Origin of the sequence: Streptomyces sp. NPDC101219 (assembly GCF_044767675.1) — a bacterium.
GTDB lineage: Bacteria > Actinomycetota > Actinomycetes > Streptomycetales > Streptomycetaceae > Streptomyces.
On the sequence record NZ_JBIWOK010000020.1, the window covers coordinates 34,599 to 52,978 of the forward strand.

The window sequence follows — 18,380 nt, forward strand, 5'->3', positions numbered from 1 at the left end:
GCGGCGGGCCGTACTGGTCACGGGGCCATGCGCCTCATGGCGCATGGCGCGCATGGGGGGTGCTTCCCCCCGGCACACGCTCAGGACGACACCGTCTCGGCTTCCGCCTCCGCCTCCGACTGCTTCTCCGCGCCCGTGCTCGCCGGTCCCCCGAGCACCGTCTCGGCCGCCGCGTACAGGTCCGCCGGACGTACCCCGTTCAGGGCCGTGACGAGGTGTCCGTCGGGACGCACCAGCAGCACGGTGTGCGCCGCCGCTCCCGGATATTCCTCCGCGACCAGCAGTTCGGCCGGGTGCGGCAACGCCTCCACCGCCGCCGCGAGCCGGGGCATGATGCCGGCGGACACCCAATGCCGGCGCGCCCACACCCCCGTACCGGGGGCGATCAGCACGACGAGCAGGGCACCGCGCCCGAGCCGTTCCCGCAGGGGCACGAAGGTGCCGTCCTCCGCCGTCACGACGACGTCCGTGACCGGCGCGCCGGGAGGCGTGTCGACGGGCACGGCCCCCTCCAGGTCACGCGGCGTCAGCGGTGAGGGGTCGTACACGCCCGGTGTGCCGACCGGCCCCTCCCCGAGGTGGCCGTCCATCAGCAGGGAGTCGTGGCCCCGGCCCGTCCCGGGCAGCCGGGACCGCAGCCCTCCGCCGCCGCGCAGCAGCGGCAGCACCTGGTCGGCGGCCCGCAGCCGGGCCGCGACCAGGGCCCGCCGCTCGGCCTGATAGCTGTTCAGCAGCGCTTCGTGCGGGCCGTGGTGCCAGGCCAGGGCCAGTTTCCAGGCGAGGTTGTCGGCGTCCCGCAGCCCCTCGTCCACCCCATGGGTCCCCAGCGCGCCCAGGAGGTGGGCCGCGTCCCCGGCGAGGAACACGCGGTCCGCCCGCCAGCGTCGGGCGAGCCGGTGGTGGACGGTGTGGACGCCGGTGTCCAGCAGTTCGTAGGACGGGGTCGTGCCGTCGGTCCAGCCGGCCAACGTCTCCCTGACCCGGGCCAGCAGCAGCTCGGGAGTGACGAGGTCCTTGCCGGGCGGGAGGAGCCAGTCCAGCCGCCACACCCCGTCCGGCAGGGGGCGCGCGGTGATCTCCCCGGCGGAGGGCCCGCTGGTGCGCCACGGCGGCAGCCGGTGCAGCAGGGCGACGTCGTCCCAGGGCAGGTCGGCCCGCAGGGCCGCCACGGCGTACCGCTCCACCGCCGTACGGCCCGGGAAGCGGATGTCCTGCAGCTTGCGCACGGTCGAGCGGGGGCCGTCGCAGCCCACGAGGTAGCTGCCGCGCCACCAGGTGCCCGCCGGGCCGCGGGTGTGGGCGGTGATGCCTGAAGGTTCCTGCTCCAGGGAGTCCAGACGGCTGTCCACGGCCACCTCGACCAGCCGCTCGCCGGCCAGGGCGGCGCGCAGGGCATCGGTCAGCACGTGCTGGGCGATGTGCAGCGGGGCGGGCTCGCCGGTGCCGTCGAAGAAGACCTCACGCATCACCTGCTTGCGCCGCATCGACCGCCATCCGGCCCAACGCGCGCCGTACTGCTCCAGGGGCAGCCCGGTCAGTCTCTCCATCAGTGCCGCGGTGTCCTCGCGCAGCACGACGGTGCGCGCCGGACGCGCATCGTCCTTGCCCGGTCCCTCGTCGAGGACCACACAGGGCACCTCCTGACGCGCCAGCGCCAGGGCGAGCGTGAGCCCGACGGGCCCCGCTCCGACGATGATCACCGGGTCCACGGCGCCGCGTCCCCTGCTCGAAGTGACGTCCCGGGGGACAGGGGTGAACAGGAAGATGGAGCAGGGTGCACGATCACACAACGTATGCAACCCATTGCCGGTGCTTGCGTCAAGTGACCGAGGCGAGTGGCGATCATGAGCCGCGGGCAGAGCATGTCACACGACGCGACCGCTGATGACACGCGCCCCTCCTCACACGGCTGTGGCCCGCCGGTCGGCCGGCGGGCCACAGTCCTGTCCTGCGGTGACGACGCGTCACACGGTCTTGCCCCCGCCGGCGCCGGGTGCCCCGACCTCACCGGCGTTCAGGTCGTCGACGTCGTCGGCCCCGAGCACCGCACCCGTGCTGCGCTTGCTGCTGCGCAGCTTGACCTCGAGCCAGGAGGCGAAGGAGGTGAGGATGAAGTTGAGCACGATGAAGATGATCGCCACGACGATGAAGCTGGGGATGACGTTGGCGTAGTTCGCCGCGAGGGTGCCGCGCGAGTTGAGCAGTTCGGTGAAGCCGAGCATGACGCCACCGAGCGCGGTGTCCTTCACGATGACGACGAGCTGGCTGACGATGGCCGGGAGCATCGCGGTGACCGCCTGCGGCAGCAGGATGCTCTTCATCGCCTGGCTCTTGCGCAGGCCGATCGCGTAGCCCGCCTCGGCCTGGCCCTTGGGCAGCGAGAGGATGCCCGCCCGGACGATCTCGGCGAGGACCGAGGCGTTGTAGAGCACCAGGCCGGTGACGACCGCGTACAGGGGGCGGTCGTCACTGCTGACGTCCGTGGACCGCGCGAAGAACTCGTTCGCGAACAGCATCAGGAGGAGCACCGGGATGGCCCGGAAGAACTCCACGATGACAGCGGCCGGCGCGCGGACCCACCAGTGGTCCGACATCCTGGCGATGCCCAGAACGGCGCCCAGGGGGAGGGCGATGATCATGGACAGGGCAGAGGCCTTGAGCGTGTTGGCGAGACCGGGCAGTAGATAGGTGGTCCAGGCGTTGCCTTCGGTGAAGGGCTTCCACAGGGACCAGGCCCACTGGCCCTTGTCGTCCATCGCCTTGTAGGCCCACCACAGGGCGTAAGCCAGCACGGCGAAGAAGACGACCGAGAGAATGACATTGCGCCGCTTGGCCCTGGGGCCCGGGGCGTCGTACAGAACGGAGGTCACCGCTTCACCGCCAGTCGCTTGCTCAGCCAGTTGAGGAACAGGCCGGTCGGCAGGGTCAGTACCACGAATCCGAAGGCGAAGACCGCGCCGATGAGCAGCGTCTGCGCCTCGTTCTCGATCATTTCCTTCATCAGCAGAGCCGCTTCTGCGACGCCGATGGTGGCCGCCACCGTCGTGTTCTTGGTCAGCGCGATCAGCACGTTCGCGAGCGGTCCGATGACGGAGCGGAACGCCTGCGGCAGCACGATCAGGGTGAGCACCTGGGTGAAGTTCAGCCCGATGGCGCGGGCCGCCTCCGCCTGGCCGACCGGCACGGTGTTGATGCCGGAGCGCAGCGCCTCGCAGACGAATGCCGCGGTGTAGGCGGCCAGGCCGAGCACTGCGAGGCGGAAGCCCTGGAGTGCGAAGTCGTCGGGCGCGCCCATGGTCATACCGAAGATGTCGGCGAGGCCGAGCGAGGTGAAGACGATGATGACGGTGAGCGGGATGTTCCGGACGACATTCACGTAGGCGGTGGCGAACCCCCGCATCAACGGGACGGGACTGACCCGCATCGCCGCCAGCACGGTGCCCCAGACCAGGGAGCCGACGCCCGAGAACACGGTGAGCTTCACCGTCATCCAGAACGCACCCAACAACGTTGGATCGTCATAGTTAGAAATAAAATCGAACACGATCTCCCGCGCTTCCGGGTGTGTGGCGTACGTGGCGGACGCGGCGCGCCGCCGCCCTGATCGCGACGGACGGCGGCGTGCCCCTGTGACCCCGGATGATTACCGGGTGGTCCTGTGCTTACTTGACGATGTTGCCGATCTCCGGGGCCTGCTCGTTCTTGTAGCCGGCCGGACCGAAGTTCGCCTCGACCGCCTTCTGCCAGGCACCGTCCTTGACCATCTTCTCGAGCGCGGCGTTCACCTTGTCCACGGTCTCGGTGTCGCCCTTCTTGACGCCGACGCCGTAGTTCTCGTTGCTGAGCTTCAGGCCGGCCAGCTTGAACTGACCCTTGTACTGGTCCTGCGAGGCGTAGCCGGCGAGGATCGAGTCGTCGGTGGTCAGCGCGTCCACGGAGCCGCTCTGCAGGGCCGCGACGCACTCCGAGTAGGTCGGGAGCTGCTTGAGCTGGGCCTTCGGTGCGAAGTCCTTCTTGACGTTCTGCGCGGAGGTGGAGCCGGTCACCGAGCAGAGCTTCTTGTCGTTCAGGTCGGTCGCCTCGGAGATGTCCGAGTCCTTCTTCACCAGCAGGTCCTGGTGGGCCAGCAGGTAAGGACCGGCGAAGTCGACCTTCTGCGCACGCTCGTCGTTGATCGAGTACGTCGCCGCGATCAGCTTCACGTCCCCGCGTGAGAGGGCGTTCTCACGGTCGGCGCTCTTGGTCTCGACCCACTCGATCTGGTCGGGCTCGTAGCCGAGCTCCTTGGCGACGTAGGTGGCGACGTCCACGTCGAAGCCGGAGAAGGAACCGTCCGGCTCCTTCAGGCCCAGGCCGGGCTGGTCGTACTTGATGCCGATCTTGATCTTGCCGCCGCCCCCGGAGGACGACGAACCGCTGTCGCTGCTGTCGTCACCGCCGCACGCGGTGGCGGTGAGGGCGAGGGCGAGTACGGCGGCCGAGGCGGCAGTGACCTTACGGAGCTTCATGGTGCACATCCTTTGGCTGTGAAGTGGTGCGGCCCGGTAGGTGTGTCCGGTGACGCAAGTCGTCGGGGCGCTGGATGCGCCGTCAGTGATGCAGGATCTTCGACAGGAAGTCCTTGGCACGGTCGCTGCGCGGGTTGCTGAAGAACTGGTCCGGCGAAGCCTGTTCGACGATGCGGCCGTCGGCCATGAACACCACGCGGTTGGCGGCCGAACGGGCGAATCCCATCTCGTGGGTCACGACGATCATGGTCATGCCGTCCCGGGCGAGCTGCTGCATGACTTCCAGCACCTCGTTGATCATCTCCGGGTCGAGGGCCGAGGTCGGCTCGTCGAAGAGCATGACCTTGGGCTCCATGGCCAGGGCGCGCGCGATGGCGACGCGCTGCTGCTGGCCACCGGAGAGCTGCGCGGGGTACTTCTCCGCCTGCGCACCGACGCCGACCCGGTCGAGCAGGGCACGGGCCCGCTCCTCGGCCTTCTTCTTGTCCGCCTTGCGGACCTTGACCTGGCCCAGCGTCACGTTCTCGAGCACGGTCTTGTGCGCGAAGAGGTTGAAGGACTGGAAGACCATGCCCACGTCGGCCCGCAGCCGGGCGAGCTCCTTGCCCTCGGCGGGCAGGGGCTTGCCGTCGATCACGATCGAGCCGGTGTCGATCGTCTCCAGGCGGTTGATGGTGCGGCACAGGGTGGACTTCCCGGACCCGGAGGGCCCGATGACCACGACGACTTCACCTCGGGCAACCGTCAGGTCGATGTCCTGGAGTACGTGCAACGCGCCGAAGTGCTTGTTGACGCTCTTCAGGACGACCAGGTCGCCGGTCGCGGCCACATCTTCCTTGGCCACCGATACTTCGGTCATCGCTCTCAGGCTCCGTCCTCCTCGGTTTCGGAGGACAGTAGTAATCGTTCAGACCTGCGTCATTACATCTGAGGGGAATCTGAGCATCACGATCCGATAGCAATCGGACACCTGTCGTGGCACTTGTGAGCAGGGGTGATTTCGTGCGGGTAACGGTACCGAAGCGCAACCGGAACCCTCTTGACGCCGTCCTCATCCATCGGCGTGACTGCAAGGTGCACGCGCGCGTGCACGCGTTTTTCTACACGCATCGATCGTACGGCCGATGAACCGAGAGGGGCCCGGATGAGACTGCTGCTCGTCGAGGACGACAACCATGTCGCCGCCGCCCTGTCGGCGGTGCTGGCGCGGCACGGTTTCGACGTCACTCACGCGCGCAGCGGCGAGGAGGCCCTCCAGGCGCTCGTACCGGAGGGCGACGGCTTCGGCGTCGTCCTGCTCGACCTGGGCCTGCCCGACCAGGACGGCTACGAGGTCTGCGGCAAGATCCGCAAGCGCACCAGCACCCCGGTGATCATGGTCACCGCCCGCTCCGACGTGCGCTCGCGCATCCACGGCCTCAATCTCGGCGCCGACGACTACGTCGTCAAGCCCTACGACACGGGCGAGCTGCTGGCCCGGATCCATGCCGTCAGCCGGCGTTCCGCGCCCGAGGACGTGGCCGCCGCGAGCGAGACCGAGCTGCGGCTGGGGCCGGTGCACATCGAGCTGCCGACTCGCCAGGTCAGCGTCAACGGGTCGGTCGTCCAGCTGACCCGCAAGGAGTTCGACCTGCTGGCCCTGCTCGCCCAGCGCCCGGGTGTCGTCTTCCGGCGCGAGCAGATCATCAGTGAGGTGTGGCGCACCAGCTGGGAGGGGACCGGGCGCACCCTGGAGGTGCATGTGGCCTCGCTGCGGGCGAAGCTGCGGATGCCGGCCCTCATCGAGACCGTGCGCGGCGTCGGGTACCGGCTCGTCGCGCCCGCAGCGTAGCGGGGCCGGGTGCACACGCGTCTGCTTCCGCTGCTCATCGTGCTGATGGCGGCCGTCCTGCTCGCGCTGGGCGTGCCCCTCGCGGTGAGTCTGGCCGGTGCGCAGCAGCAGAAGGTGGTCGTCGACCGGATCGACGACACGGCGCGTTTCGCGGCGCTGGCCCAGTTCGTCACCGAGCCCGCCGACCCCGTCGCGGGGGACGTCAACGAGCGGCGGGAGACCCTCGGCAGGGAGCTGAGCAGCTACCACGACGTCTACGGGATCAGGGCCGGCGTCTTCTACCGGAACGACTCGCCCATGGCGCATGCGCCGGCCGACTGGTTCCTGCCGCGCTCGGGCGAGGTCCGTGACGCGTTCCAGGAGGCGCTGCTCAGCCGTCGCAGCCACGACCCCGAGCAGGTGTGGCCCTGGCAGCGGCGCAATCTGGTCGTGGCCTCGCCGGTGATCCGGGACGGTGACGTGGTCGCGGTGGTCGTCACCGACTCGCCGACCGGCCAGATGCGCTCACGCATCCTGCAGGGCTGGCTGGTGATCGCGGCGGGCGAGGCGGCCGCGATGCTGCTGGCCGTCGGCGCCGCCCTGCGGCTGACCGGCTGGGTGCTGCGGCCGGTCCGGATCCTGGATGCCACCACCCACGACATCGCCACCGGACGGCTGAAGTCCCGTGTCGCGGTGGCGGGCGGGCCGCCGGAGCTGAGACGGCTGGCCCGCTCGTTCAACGAGATGGCGGACAACGTCGAGAGCGTGCTGGAGCAGCAGCGCGCCTTCGTCGCGGACGCCTCCCACCAGCTCCGCAACCCCCTCTCGGCGCTGCTGCTGCGCATCGAGCTGCTCGCCCTGGAGCTGCCCGAGGGCAATGAGGAGATCGCCTCCGTCCAGGCCGAGGGCAAGCGGCTGGCGCGGGTCCTGGACGACCTGCTCGGCCTGGCGCTGGCCGAGCACAGCGAGCCGCACCTTCAGGTCACCGACATCGGCGCGCTCGCCGCCGAGCGGGTGGCGGCGTGGGCGCCCACCGCGGAGGCGAAGGGGGTGCGCCTGGTCGGCAGCTGCCCGCCCACCACCGCGTGGGCGGACCCGGTCGGGCTGTCCAGCGCCCTGGACGCGGTGATCGACAACGCCGTGAAGTTCACGCCGGAGGGCGAGACCGTCGAGGTGACGGTCGGCTCCGACCGGGACACCTCCAGCGTCGTGATCACCGACAACGGGCCGGGGCTGACCGACGAGGAGCTGACCCGCGTGGGCGACCGGTTCTGGCGCAGCGGCCGGCACCAGAACGTCAACGGGTCGGGGCTCGGCCTGTCCATCACGCGGGCCCTGCTGTCGGCGGGCGGCGGCTCGATCGCCTACGACCACCACGAACCGCACGGGCTGCGGGTCACGGTCACCGTGCCGAGGCACGGGTTCGCGGCCGGGGAGACCTGCCTCAGGGCTTGACGGACCGGTAGTAGCGGCGCGCGCCCTCGTGCAGTTGGAGCGGGTCGGTGTAGATGGCGGTGCGCACGTCGACCAGCTGGGCCGAGTGCACGTGCGCGCCGATCCCGTCCCTGCTCTTGAGCACGACGCGGGTCAGCCACTCGGTGATCCGGGGATCCACGTCCGACCGGGTGATCAGCAGGTTGGTGACGGCCATCGTCGGGACGGAGGCGCCGTGCTGGCTGCCGGGGTAGGCCGACTCGGGCATGTTGGTGGCCCGGTAGTGGCGGGCGGCGCCGCCCAGCCGGTGCAGCTCACCGACCAGGCTCGTCTCGATCGGCACGAAGCGCAGGGCCGAGTCCTCGGCGAGGTGCTTCAGCCCGTCCGTGGGCAGGCCGCCGGACCAGAAGAACGCGTCCAGGCCGTGTCCGAGCCGCTCCGGGCCGATGTCGATGCCCTCGGAGGAGGGCCGGATGTCCGTCTCCGGGTCGATGCCGGCCGCCTCCAGGACGCGGTTGGCGATGAGCCGGACCCCGGACTTGGGCGGCCCTATGGCGACGCGCTTGCCCCGCAGATCGGCGACCGAACGGATGTCCGAGCCGGGTGCGACCACCAGCTGGACGTAGTCGTCGTAGAGGCGCGCGACGCCGCGCAGCCGGTCGGCGCCCGGCCCGCCCCGCAGCCGGTACGTCTCCACGGCGTCGGCGGCGGCGATCGCGTAGTCGGCCTGCCCCGTCGCCACGCGCCGGAGGTTCTCCTGCGAGCCGTCGCTGGTCTGCAGCCGTATGTCGAGGTCCGGCATGTGCCTGCCGAGCGAGGAGCGCAGGAGCTCGCCGTACTTCTGGTAGACACCCGCGCGGGTGCCCGTGCTCATCGTCACCGTGCCGCCGGGCGGCTCCTCGGCCCAGGGCTTGTGCCACCACAGCAGCAGTCCGAGCGCGACAAGGGCGGCGACCGCGCCCCGCAGGGCCCGACGCCTGCCGACCCGGGACAGCGCGTGGAGCATGCGCGCGATCCTGCCAGCCCGTGTGCCCCGCTGACCAGGGCGGGGCTCACAGGGCGGGTGCGGAACCAGGGCCGGGCCGGAGCGCGGGCGCTGTCCGAGGGGGCCACTACAGTCGCGGCATGAGTGCTTCGCCCGCCGACCTCGTCCGCGCCTTCCACCGGGCCTTCGGCCTGGACACGCGCGCCGTGCCGTCCCAGGTCCCGCCCGAGCTCGCCGCCCAGCGGGGCGAACTGTTGGCGGAGGAGGCCGCGGAGGTCGCCGAGGTGTCCGTGGCGGGCCCGCTCGACCGGCTGGCGCACGAACTGGCCGACGTGGTCTATGTCGCCTACGGGACGGCGCTCGTCCACGGCATCGACCTCGATGCGGTGATCGCCGAGGTGCACCGCTCGAACATGACGAAGCTGGGCCCCGACGGCCGGGTCACCCGCCGCGCCGACGGGAAGGTCCTGAAGGGCGACCACTACCGGGCGCCGGACGTGGCGGCCGTGCTGCGGCGGCAGGGCTGGAATCCGGACAGCGGCTGACCCACAGGCCGGTTTGTCACGCGCACGCCTGGACCTCCGGCCACCATTCCCTCATGATGACGGATCCATGACAACGATGGCATCGGTCCTCGGTCCTCGGTCCTCGGTCATCGGCCATCGGCACCGGTCATCGGTTTTGGCATGGGCACTGGCATCGGCATCGAGGGCGGTCATCGTGCGCGGACTTCTCGTCAGGGCCACACTGGCCGCGGCCCTCCTCGTCGCGCCCCTGTCCACGGCCACCGCCGCCTCGGCACAGGACCGGGACGCGCCCGCCACGGCCCCCGCCGGACCCAGCGCCGTCACCGACGCCGAGGCCGGCTGGACCCCGCCGCTCAGCACCCGGGGCCGCTGGATCGTCGACGCCGACGGCAACCGCTTCCGACTCCGCTCGGGGAACTGGCACGGTGCCAGCGGCACCTGGAACGGCTCGGGCAGCCGGGACGACGACGCCAACCACCATGCGGGCGAGAACGCGGGCCGCGTCCCGCTCGGACTGGACCGCGCCCCCATGGCCGAGATCATCGCGGGCTTCCGGGAGATCGGGATCAACAGCATCCGGCTGCCGTTCTCCAACGAGATGATCCACGACACCGCGCCCGTCACCGACGACGCCGTGGCCGCCAACCCGTCCCTGCGCGGCATGACCCCGCTGAAGGTGTACGACACGGTGGTGCGCGAACTGACCGCCGCCGGCCTCGCGGTGATCCTCAACAACCACACCAACACCACCCGCTGGTGCTGCGGGGTGGACGGCAACGAACGCTGGAACGCGAGCCGCACCGCCGCCGAGTGGGAGGACGACTGGCTGTTCATGACCCGCCGCTACCGGGACAACGACCGCGTGGTGGGAGCCGACCTGTACAACGAGGTGCGCCGGTCCGTCTGGGACGACCCGAACTGGGGGCTCGGCGACCGGCACGACTGGTTCGCCGCCTCGCAGCGGGTCGCCGACCGCATCCTCACCGAGGCCGACCCGGACCTGCTGATCGTCGTCGAGGGCATCAACTGGACCGGCCTCCCCGTCGACGGCCTCCCGCACGGGCGCCCCACCCTGGAACCGGCCCGCCACCTCTCCCACACCCTCGTCGACTCCGGGAAACTGGTCTACTCGGCCCACTTCTACGGGTACACCGGCCCCCGCCACACCGGCGCCACCGGCCTGGGCGAGACCAGCGACCCCCGCTACCAGGACCTGACCCCGGCCGAACTCGTCGACGTCGTCGACCGGCAGGCCCTGTTCGCGGCGGCCGACTCCGGCCGGCACTACACGGCTCCCGTGTGGATCAGCGAGTTCGGCGTCGGGGGCCGCGAGGAGACCGCCGCCGCACCCCGCGCCTGGTTCGAGAACTTCGTCGACCACCTGATCCGCAGCGACGCCGACTTCGCGTACTGGCCGCTCGTCGGCTGGCACGACAACCGCCGGGGCAACGGCTGGGCCCTCCTGCACTGGGACGCGGAGGGCCACCGCATGGGCGTGTACGACGGCGACGACTGGCGGGCCGCTGCCTGGAGCCGCCTCGTCGGGGCAGCGGGCCGGACCGGCCCGGTGGCGCCGGCCGCCGACTGGTCCATGCTCAGCCCCGACCACGGGGACTTCGTCCAGTCCCGCCGGATGCGCGCACTGCCCGACTTCGACCCGGGCGCGCGCAAGGCCGTCTGCCCGGACGGACAGCGGCTGATCGGGCTCGGCCACACCGGCCGCCGCGGCCTGTGCTCGGACGTGGCCGCCGGGAACCTCGCCGCGAAGGGCGGCGGACACCGCGTCGTCGTCGACGAGCGGTACGTCGAGGCGGGCCGCGACTGGGCCGGCGGCTACACCAAGCTGCAGTGCCCCGAGGGGTACTTCATGGCGGGGTACGCCGTGCGCGGCTCGGCCGTCTCCTCCGCACTCTGTTTCGAAGCGGCCCCCGACCTGCTCGGCGGGAACGGCCGCACGGTGTGGTTCGACCGCGGTGACAACCGGGGCCCGGCTCCCGAGGGCGGCGACTTCGCCCACGGCCACTACAAAGGCCAGTGTGCCGACGGGGAGTACCTGGCCGGGGTCGCCTACACCGGCCGCGTCGGCTCGTGGCGCACCCCGGACGCGCTGTACTGCCGCGCCCTGCGCTGACCGCTGTCCGCAGTTCGCCGCCCGGCCGCCCACCGACGGATGAGACGGGCGCGCATGGGTGTGAGCCTGTGGGCCATGGAGCGTCTCACCCCCGCCGACTTGAATGACGACATGAACGACAACATGAGCCATCAAGCGCAGAACACCGCATCGGCATCGGTATCCGCACCCGCACCCGTCCTCGTCATCGGCGGCACCGGCAAGACGGGCCGACGGGTCGTCGACCGCCTCCGGGCACTCGGCCGCCCCGCGCGCGTGGGGTCCCGCAGCAGCGCGACTCCCTTCGTGTGGGAGGACGAGGGCACCTGGCAGGCCGCGCTGGACGGGGTCTCCGCCGCGTACGTGACCTACTACCCGGACCTGGCGTTCCCCGGGGCGAAGGAGGCCGTCGGCAGGTTCGCGGCCTTCGCCGTCGCCCGCGGGGTGCGCCGGCTGGTGCTGCTCTCCGGCCGGGGCGAGGAGGGCGCCGTCGCCGCCGAGGACGCCCTCAAGGCGTCCGGCTGCGACTGGACCGTCGTCCGGGCGAACTGGTTCGCCCAGAACTTCAGCGAGGGCTTCTTCCTCGAACCGGTCCGCTCGGGCGAACTGGTGCTGCCCGCCGGGGACGCCGTAGAACCCTTCGTGGACGCCGGCGACATCGCCGACGTGGTGGTCGCGGCCCTCACCGACGACCGTCACACCGGCCGGACCTATGAACTGTCCGGACCCCGCCTCCTGAGCTTCCACGACGTGGTCCGCGACCTGTCGGCCGCCACCGGCCGGACCATCACCTACGTCCCGGCCGGATCCGACGACTACCGCGCGGCACTGCGGGCGGCGGGCGAGCCGCAGGAGTTCGCGGACCTCTTCACCCTGATCACCGACGGCCGGAACGCCAGTGTCGTGCACGGCGTCCGGGACGTGCTCGGGCGGGAGCCCAGGGACTTCTCGGCCTACGCCGACGAGGCCGCGGCCACGGGCGTCTGGGACGTCTGACCACCGTCACCCCGTCGCGGCACCCACCGGTCCGGGCGGGCCGCGACGGACCCCGGTCGGGGCGCTCGCCGGGCCCGGGATCCCACCGCGGGGGCCGGAGGGGAGGACGGGGGCGGAGGGCTTCGCGAAGCGCCTACCCTTGAGCAATGACCAGCAGCAGCAACCGGAGCCCGGCAGTGGACGTTCGATCATCTAAAACGTATGAAATTCGCACCTACGGGTGTCAGATGAACGTCCACGACTCCGAGCGATTGGCCGGGCTGCTCGAGGACGCGGGCTACGTGCGCGCCCCGCGGGGCTCCGAGGGGGACGCGGACGTCGTCGTCTTCAACACGTGCGCCGTCCGGGAGAACGCCGACAACAAGCTCTACGGCAACCTCGGCCACCTCGCCCCCAAGAAGGCCAGCCGGCCCGGCATGCAGATCGCGGTCGGCGGCTGCCTGGCACAGAAGGACCGCGACACCATCGTGAAGCGGGCCCCTTGGGTGGACGTCGTCTTCGGCACGCACAACATCGGCAAGCTGCCCGTCCTGCTGGAACGCGCCCGCGTCCAGGAGGAGGCCCAGGTCGAGATCGCCGAGTCGCTGGAGGCGTTCCCCTCCACGCTCCCGACCCGCCGGGAGAGCGCCTACGCCGCCTGGGTGTCGATCTCCGTCGGCTGCAACAACACCTGCACCTTCTGCATCGTCCCCGCGCTGCGCGGCAAGGAGAAGGACCGCCGTCCCGGCGACATCCTCGCCGAGATCGAGGCCCTGGTCGCCGACGGCGTCTCCGAGATCACGCTGCTCGGCCAGAACGTCAACGCCTACGGCTCCGACATCGGCGACCGTGAGGCGTTCAGCAAGCTGCTGCGCGCCTGCGGAGGCATCGACGGCCTGGAGCGCGTCCGCTTCACCTCCCCGCACCCCCGGGACTTCACCGACGACGTCATCGCCGCCATGGCCGAGACGCCCAACGTGATGCCGCAGCTCCACATGCCGCTGCAGTCCGGCTCCGACCCGGTCCTCAAGGCGATGCGCCGCTCCTACCGGCAGGAGCGCTTCCTCGGGATCATCGACAAGGTCCGGGCCGCGATCCCGCACGCGGCGATCAGCACCGACATCATCGTGGGCTTCCCCGGCGAGACCGAGGAGGACTTCGAGCAGACCCTGCACGTGGTGCGCGAGGCGCGCTTCGCCCAGGCGTTCACCTTCCAGTACTCCAAGCGGCCGGGCACCCCGGCCGCCGAGATGGACGGCCAGATCCCGAAGAAGGTCGTCCAGGAGCGCTACGAGCGGCTGGTCGCCCTCCAGGAAGAGATCTCCTGGGAGGAGAACAAGAAGCAGATCGGCCGGACCGTGGAGCTCATGGTCGCGGAGGGCGAGGGCCGCAAGGACGACACCACTCACCGCCTGTCGGGCCGCGCCCCGGACAACCGGCTGGTGCACTTCACCAAGCCGGACGACGAGGTGCGCCCCGGTGACGTGGTCACCGTCGAGATCACCTACGCCGCCCCGCACCACCTCCTCGCGGAGGGCGCCGTCCTCGACGTCCGGCGCACACGCGCGGGCGACGCCTGGGAGAGGCGCACCGCGGAGAAGGCCGCCCAGCCCGCGGGCGTCATGCTCGGCCTGCCGAAGGTCGGCGTCCCCGAGCCGCTCCCGGCCGCGACCGGCGGCTGCAGCATCGACTGACGGACGGCGCCCCCGGCCCGAACCCGAGGCGGCGGTGGTGGCGCCGCGCGTCGGGCGGGAGCCGCTCCGGCTCCAGGGCCGTGGGCTCTCCGCGTCCGGCAGGAGCCCGGGGAAAGGGCTCCGCTCCTGCCCTCGGTCCACCGCCGGTGCGCGGGCGTGCGGTGGGCCTGGCCGGCGGGGCGCGGGCTACGCTGCCGATCATGCTTGTCGCCGCTGCCGTCTGCCCCTGCCCGCCGCTGCTCGTCCCCGAGGTCGCCGCGGGCGCCGCCCCCGAACTGGACGCCGCACGCGCAGCCTGCGCGGACGCTCTCGGCGTACTCGCCGCGGCCCGGCCCGACCTGCTCGTGGTGGTCGGTCCCGCCGACGGCACGAAGCCCGAGGCCTCTCCGCAGGGCACCGCGGGGTCCTTCCGCGGCTTCGGGGTGGACCTCGGGGTGCGGCTCGGCGCGAGCCCGGACGGAACCGGGGACGCGGCGGACGCCCGGCCGGACACCGAAGGGGACAGGGGCCTGTCGCCCGCCCTGTCCGTGGGCGCCTGGCTGCTCGACCGGGCCGGATGGACGCATGCCCCGGTCGAGGGACTCGGCGTGCCGGAACCGTTTGCGGCCGAGCGGTGTATCCAAGAGGGGAGGGTCCTCGCCGCCCGGGCGGAGCGGGTGGCGCTGCTGGTGATGGGCGACGCCAGCGCGTGCCGCACGCTCAAGGCACCCGGGTATCTCGACGAGCGGGCCGCGCCCTTCGACGCGGAGGTGGCGCGGGCGCTGGAGGCGGCCGACACGGCGGCCCTGCGTGCGCTGGACCCCGTCCTGGCGCGGGAGCTGAAGGTGTCGGGGCGGGCCCCCTGGCAGGTGCTGGCGGGCGCGGCGGAGGACTCCCCGTTCGCGGGGGCGCTGTTGTACGAGGACGCCCCCTACGGCGTGGGCTATCTGGTGGCCACGTGGTCCCGGCCGTGAGCCGCTCGGACCGGTGAGCAGGAACGGCGGACGTCACGGAACGGCGGACGTCACGGAACGGCGGACGTCACGGAACGGCGGACGTCACGGAACGGCGGACGGCCGGGAGCCGTCGTGCTCCCGGCCGCCCGCCGTACCACCGCTCAGGATGCGGGCGGGGGCCCCGCCGGCGGCGTGCTGCCGCCGCCTGTGCCGGAACCGGGCTCGTCCTTGTGCGCGAGCCGGTCCACGGCGTCCTTGGCCTTGCCCGTGCCCGTCTGGATCCTGTCGCTGTACTTGCCCTTGGTCCGCTGGTCGACGGTCTTCGCGGCCTTGTCCAGGCCGCTCTGGATCTTGTCCCCGTGCTGCTGGGCGAGGTCGGAGACCTTGCCCTTCGCCGGGCCCAGTTTGGCCTTCAGATTGTCCAGGAGACCCATGGTTCACCTTCCGTCACGGCCGGTCCTATGTGCGGGCGCCCTCACCGGCGTCGCTGCCGGCCGCCTCGGCGGACTGCTGCTTCGGGATCCCGACGCCGTCGGCGCCGGAGGCGGAGCCGCCCGCCGGTCCGCCGGACGGCTCCGGTTCCCCGGCGGACTCCTTCGTCGCCGTGGCCGGTGCCGCGTCATCGGTCGCCGGTCCGGCTGCCGCCTCGTCCGTCCGCTCTCCGTCCGCCTGCGTCCCGTCCGCCGGGGTGCCGGCGGGCGGTGCTTCCTCCGTCTCCGCGGTCCTGGCCCCGGATCTGCGAAGAAGCCGTGCGAAAACGCCCATGTCAACTCCATACGGTACTCGTGCGGGAGGCGTCCCGCGTCGTCGCGCGTCGTCGCGCGTTGCTACGGGAACGACCTCGTCCGGGTCCCGTCACGTAACTCGTTCGAGGCCGGGGTGAGAGGTTTGGGAGACTGGATCAGTGAGCAGCGCAGCCCCCTCCCCCCGCGTCATCGCCGTCGTCGGCCCCACTGCGGCCGGAAAGTCCGATCTGGGCGTTTTCCTGGCGCAACGCCTCGGGGGTGAGGTCGTCAACGCCGACTCGATGCAGCTCTACCGAGGGATGGACATCGGCACCGCCAAACTGACGCCCGAGGAGCGCGGCGGGGTGCCGCACCACCTCCTGGACATCTGGGACGTGACCGTCACGGCCTCGGTCGCGGAGTACCAGCGGCTCGCGCGGGAGCGGATCGACGCCCTGCTCGCCGAGGGCCGCTGGCCCGTCCTGGTGGGTGGCTCCGGCCTCTACGTCCGCGGCGCCGTCGACAACCTGGAGTTCCCCGGTACCGACCCCGACGTGCGGGCCCGTCTGGAGGAGGAGCTCACGCTGCGGGGCTCCGGCGCGCTGCACGCCCGGCTGGCCGCCGCCGATCCCGCGGCCGCCCGGGCCATCCTGCCGGGCAACGGACGGCGGATCGTCCGCGCCCTGGAAGTGATCGAGATCACCGGCCGGCCGTTCACCGCCAACCTCCCCGGCCACGACTCGGTCTATGACACGGTCCAGATCGGCGTGGACGTGGCCCGGCCCGAGCTGGACGAGCGGATCGCCCGCCGGGTCGACCGCATGTGGGAGGCCGGTCTGGTCGACGAAGTGCGCGCACTGGAGGCGCAGGGGTTGCGCGAGGGGCGTACGGCCTCGCGCGCGCTCGGCTACCAGCAGGTCCTCACGGCGCTCGCGGGCGAGTGCACCCTCGACGAGGCGCGGTCGGAGACCGTGCGTGCCACCAAACGCTTCGCGCGCCGTCAGGATTCATGGTTCAGGCGCGACCCGCGGGTGCACTGGTTGAGTGGGGCCGCGGAGGATCTGGGGGAACTTCCGCAGCTTGCGCTGTCGTTGGTCGAACGACCGGTTACAGCCTGATCACGTCATGGCATCGGGACGCCCAGGCCGTCATCCGGGCCTGTGACGGCGTGCCATCATCGAGCTTCGATCGACCAAGTGGAGTCCAAGTTGGGAGGGCGCGTGGCGATGGAGGCCGGCCCTCGCGACACCGCACACGGCACCGAACACCTCACCACCGAGCGGGGTGACCGGGAGCAGGAATCCGACCGTCTCAGCCCCGACGGGCCCGAGGAGACGCAGGGCGGTGTGACCGACGACGGCCCGGAGCCGGACGAGATGTTCCAGGGCGGCGACGAGGTCGAGGTCGAGCTGCGCCCGCAGCGCCGACTGCGCCTGTGGCAGCTCGCGCCCATCGTCGGTCTGGCCGCGGTCGGCTCCCTGATGTTCGCGTTCCCGCTCGCCTTCGACTTCGGCGACAGCGGCGCCGTGATCGCCATGCTGGGCCTGCTGATCTGCTCCTGCTCCGCGGGGTGGGGCATGATGGCCGCCCGCCGGGTGGGCTACACCTGGCCCGGCCTGCCGTCCCGCGGCTCCGGCCGCAGACCCGACTGGCGGGTCGTGGCCGCGTACGCCGTGCTGGTCGTCGGGGTCGTCGCCCTGGCCGTCTGGCGGGTCGCCCGGCTCCGCTGACCCACAGGTCCGGAGGCGGCGAACACGCCCGCGCGCCACCCCGTACGATCGAGGAATGAGCACGCGGACCGCCTTCCTCAAGGGGCACGGCACCGAGAACGACTTCGTGATCGTCCCGGACCCCGAGAACACCGTCGATCTGCCCCCGGCCGCCGTCGCCGCCCTGTGCGACCGCCGCGCGGGCATCGGCGGCGACGGGCTGCTGCACGTCGTGCGGTCCGCGGCGCACCCGGAGGCGCGCGCCATGGCGGCCGACGCCGAATGGTTCATGGACTACCGCAACGGAGACGGCTCGGTCGCCGAGATGTGCGGCAACGGCGTGCGGGTCTTCGCGCGCTACCTCCAGCGCGCCGGGTACGTGACCGAGGGGGACCTCGCGATCGCCACCCGCGGAGGCGTGAAGAGCGTGCACCTCGCCAAGGACGGCGACATCACCGTCGGCATGGGCCGCGCCCTGCTCCCCGAGGGCGAGGTCACCGTGAGCGCCGGTCCCCGCAGCTGGCCCGCGCGGAACGTGAACATGGGCAACCCGCACGCGGTGACCTTCGTGGACGACCTGGCCCACGCCGGCGACCTGTCGGCCCCGCCCCCCGTCAGCCCCGCCTCCGCCTACCCGGACGGAGTGAACGTCGAGTTCGTGGTCGACCGCGGCCCGCGTCATGTGGCGCTGCGGGTGCACGAGCGCGGGGCCGGCGAGACCCGCTCCTGCGGCACCGGCGCCTGCGCGGTCGCCGTGGCCGCCGCCCGCCGCGACGGCGTCGACCCGACGGCCACCGGGACCCCCGCGACCTACACCGTGGACGTGCCCGGAGGACGGCTGGTGATCACCGAGCGGCCCGACGGCGAGATCGAGATGACCGGACCGGCGGTGATCGTCGCCGAGGGCTGGATCGAGCCCGAGTGGCTGGAGAAGGCGCTCGGTTGAGGACGGTGGTGGCTTGATATCC

Annotated in this window: 18 protein-coding genes; 10 read left to right on the forward strand and 8 right to left on the reverse strand. The window is 71.8% G+C overall.

Going from position 1 to position 18,380, the window contains the following annotated elements; genetic code table 11:
• Positions 1-80 precede the first annotated feature (80 nt).
• The 5 genes from ACIRPP_RS29245 to ACIRPP_RS29265 form a co-directional block, all read right to left on the reverse strand.
• A complete protein-coding gene (locus ACIRPP_RS29245; protein WP_403648884.1) occupies positions 81-1,709 on the reverse strand; it encodes an FAD-dependent monooxygenase in 1,629 nt (542 codons plus the stop codon).
• Positions 1,710-1,964: 255 nt separating this feature from the next.
• A complete protein-coding gene (locus tag ACIRPP_RS29250; RefSeq protein WP_403648887.1) occupies positions 1,965-2,870 on the reverse strand; it encodes an amino acid ABC transporter permease in 906 nt (301 codons plus the stop codon).
• Positions 2,867-3,544 (reverse strand): amino acid ABC transporter permease, encoded by a 678-nt coding sequence (locus ACIRPP_RS29255; protein ID WP_403648890.1) that lies wholly within the window; start codon positions 3,542-3,544, stop codon positions 2,867-2,869. The genes ACIRPP_RS29250 and ACIRPP_RS29255 overlap by 4 nt, the downstream gene beginning before the upstream one ends.
• A 118-nt stretch (positions 3,545-3,662) precedes the next feature.
• Positions 3,663-4,508 (reverse strand): glutamate ABC transporter substrate-binding protein, encoded by an 846-nt coding sequence (locus ACIRPP_RS29260; protein WP_403648893.1) that lies wholly within the window; start codon positions 4,506-4,508, stop codon positions 3,663-3,665.
• A gap of 82 nt (positions 4,509-4,590) precedes the next feature.
• Entirely contained in the window at positions 4,591-5,367 is a 777-nt protein-coding gene (locus tag ACIRPP_RS29265; RefSeq protein ID WP_164338348.1) for an amino acid ABC transporter ATP-binding protein, read from the reverse strand.
• 285 nt (positions 5,368-5,652) lie between these two features.
• Here ACIRPP_RS29265 and ACIRPP_RS29270 point away from each other — a divergent pair, with 285 nt between their 5' ends.
• Together ACIRPP_RS29270 and ACIRPP_RS29275 are read left to right on the forward strand one after the other, a co-directional pair.
• Positions 5,653-6,339 (forward strand): response regulator transcription factor, encoded by a 687-nt coding sequence (locus ACIRPP_RS29270; RefSeq protein ID WP_164338347.1) that lies wholly within the window; start codon positions 5,653-5,655, stop codon positions 6,337-6,339.
• Positions 6,340-6,348: 9 nt separating this feature from the next.
• Positions 6,349-7,773 carry a sensor histidine kinase gene (locus tag ACIRPP_RS29275; protein ID WP_403648897.1) on the forward strand — a complete coding sequence of 475 codons (1,425 nt, stop codon included), beginning with the start codon at positions 6,349-6,351 and terminating at the stop codon, positions 7,771-7,773.
• On the opposite strand, the gene ACIRPP_RS29280 is transcribed toward ACIRPP_RS29275, so the two are convergent.
• On the reverse strand, positions 7,763-8,758 hold the full coding sequence (locus ACIRPP_RS29280) for a TAXI family TRAP transporter solute-binding subunit (RefSeq protein WP_403648900.1): 996 nt from the start codon (positions 8,756-8,758) through the stop codon (positions 7,763-7,765). The genes ACIRPP_RS29275 and ACIRPP_RS29280 overlap by 11 nt on opposite strands.
• A gap of 119 nt (positions 8,759-8,877) precedes the next feature.
• Here ACIRPP_RS29280 and ACIRPP_RS29285 point away from each other — a divergent pair, with 119 nt between their 5' ends.
• The 5 genes from ACIRPP_RS29285 (at position 8,878) to ACIRPP_RS29305 (ending at position 14,996) form a co-directional block, all read left to right on the forward strand.
• Positions 8,878-9,282: a MazG nucleotide pyrophosphohydrolase domain-containing protein gene (locus tag ACIRPP_RS29285; RefSeq protein WP_403648903.1), complete on the forward strand. Its 405-nt coding sequence runs from the start codon at positions 8,878-8,880 to the stop codon at positions 9,280-9,282.
• Between the two features lie 175 nt (positions 9,283-9,457).
• Positions 9,458-11,395: a glycoside hydrolase family 5 protein gene (locus ACIRPP_RS29290; protein WP_403648906.1), complete on the forward strand. Its 1,938-nt coding sequence runs from the start codon at positions 9,458-9,460 to the stop codon at positions 11,393-11,395.
• Between the two features lie 123 nt (positions 11,396-11,518).
• Entirely contained in the window at positions 11,519-12,370 is an 852-nt protein-coding gene (locus tag ACIRPP_RS29295) for an NAD(P)H-binding protein (RefSeq protein ID WP_403649020.1), read from the forward strand.
• A 146-nt stretch (positions 12,371-12,516) separates the two neighbouring features.
• The gene (miaB, locus tag ACIRPP_RS29300) at positions 12,517-14,043 is read left to right on the forward strand and encodes a tRNA (N6-isopentenyl adenosine(37)-C2)-methylthiotransferase MiaB (protein ID WP_403648909.1); all 1,527 of its coding nucleotides are present in this window, start codon (positions 12,517-12,519) and stop codon (positions 14,041-14,043) included.
• A 200-nt stretch (positions 14,044-14,243) separates the two neighbouring features.
• Entirely contained in the window at positions 14,244-14,996 is a 753-nt protein-coding gene (locus ACIRPP_RS29305) for a class III extradiol dioxygenase subunit B-like domain-containing protein (RefSeq protein WP_403648912.1), read from the forward strand.
• A gap of 143 nt (positions 14,997-15,139) precedes the next feature.
• On the opposite strand, the gene ACIRPP_RS29310 is transcribed toward ACIRPP_RS29305, so the two are convergent.
• Together ACIRPP_RS29310 and ACIRPP_RS29315 are read right to left on the reverse strand one after the other, a co-directional pair.
• Positions 15,140-15,412, reverse strand: coding sequence for an antitoxin (locus ACIRPP_RS29310; protein ID WP_403648915.1), 273 nt, complete (start codon positions 15,410-15,412; stop codon positions 15,140-15,142).
• Positions 15,413-15,437: 25 nt separating this feature from the next.
• Positions 15,438-15,743, reverse strand: coding sequence for a hypothetical protein (locus tag ACIRPP_RS29315; RefSeq protein WP_403648918.1), 306 nt, complete (start codon positions 15,741-15,743; stop codon positions 15,438-15,440).
• Between the two features lie 139 nt (positions 15,744-15,882).
• Here ACIRPP_RS29315 and miaA point away from each other — a divergent pair, with 139 nt between their 5' ends.
• The 3 genes from miaA (at position 15,883) to dapF (ending at position 18,358) form a co-directional block, all read left to right on the forward strand.
• On the forward strand, positions 15,883-16,821 hold the full coding sequence (miaA, locus tag ACIRPP_RS29320) for a tRNA (adenosine(37)-N6)-dimethylallyltransferase MiaA (protein ID WP_403648920.1): 939 nt from the start codon (positions 15,883-15,885) through the stop codon (positions 16,819-16,821).
• 108 nt (positions 16,822-16,929) lie between these two features.
• Positions 16,930-17,433: a hypothetical protein gene (locus ACIRPP_RS29325; protein ID WP_403649023.1), complete on the forward strand. Its 504-nt coding sequence runs from the start codon at positions 16,930-16,932 to the stop codon at positions 17,431-17,433.
• 55 nt (positions 17,434-17,488) lie between these two features.
• A complete protein-coding gene (gene dapF, locus ACIRPP_RS29330) occupies positions 17,489-18,358 on the forward strand; it encodes a diaminopimelate epimerase (RefSeq protein ID WP_403648923.1) in 870 nt (289 codons plus the stop codon).
• Positions 18,359-18,380: the final 22 nt, after the last annotated feature.

What these genes read in the sequence shown, in the direction of transcription:
- ACIRPP_RS29315 (WP_403648918.1), bottom strand. Translation starts at nt 15,743, where the DNA reads ATGGGCGTTTTCGCACGGCTTCTTCGCAGATCCGGGGCCAGGACCGCG.
- ACIRPP_RS29285 (WP_403648903.1), top strand. Translation starts at nt 8,878, where the DNA reads ATGAGTGCTTCGCCCGCCGACCTCGTCCGCGCCTTCCACCGGGCCTTC.
- ACIRPP_RS29325 (WP_403649023.1), top strand. Translation starts at nt 16,930, where the DNA reads ATGGAGGCCGGCCCTCGCGACACCGCACACGGCACCGAACACCTCACC.
- ACIRPP_RS29270 (WP_164338347.1), top strand. Translation starts at nt 5,653, where the DNA reads ATGAGACTGCTGCTCGTCGAGGACGACAACCATGTCGCCGCCGCCCTG.
- ACIRPP_RS29280 (WP_403648900.1), bottom strand. Translation starts at nt 8,758, where the DNA reads ATGCTCCACGCGCTGTCCCGGGTCGGCAGGCGTCGGGCCCTGCGGGGC.
- ACIRPP_RS29265 (WP_164338348.1), bottom strand. Translation starts at nt 5,367, where the DNA reads ATGACCGAAGTATCGGTGGCCAAGGAAGATGTGGCCGCGACCGGCGAC.
- ACIRPP_RS29305 (WP_403648912.1), top strand. Translation starts at nt 14,244, where the DNA reads ATGCTTGTCGCCGCTGCCGTCTGCCCCTGCCCGCCGCTGCTCGTCCCC.
- ACIRPP_RS29295 (WP_403649020.1), top strand. Translation starts at nt 11,519, where the DNA reads ATGAGCCATCAAGCGCAGAACACCGCATCGGCATCGGTATCCGCACCC.
- miaB (WP_403648909.1), top strand. Translation starts at nt 12,517, where the DNA reads ATGACCAGCAGCAGCAACCGGAGCCCGGCAGTGGACGTTCGATCATCT.
- ACIRPP_RS29310 (WP_403648915.1), bottom strand. Translation starts at nt 15,412, where the DNA reads ATGGGTCTCCTGGACAATCTGAAGGCCAAACTGGGCCCGGCGAAGGGC.
- ACIRPP_RS29260 (WP_403648893.1), bottom strand. Translation starts at nt 4,508, where the DNA reads ATGAAGCTCCGTAAGGTCACTGCCGCCTCGGCCGCCGTACTCGCCCTC.
- dapF (WP_403648923.1), top strand. Translation starts at nt 17,489, where the DNA reads ATGAGCACGCGGACCGCCTTCCTCAAGGGGCACGGCACCGAGAACGAC.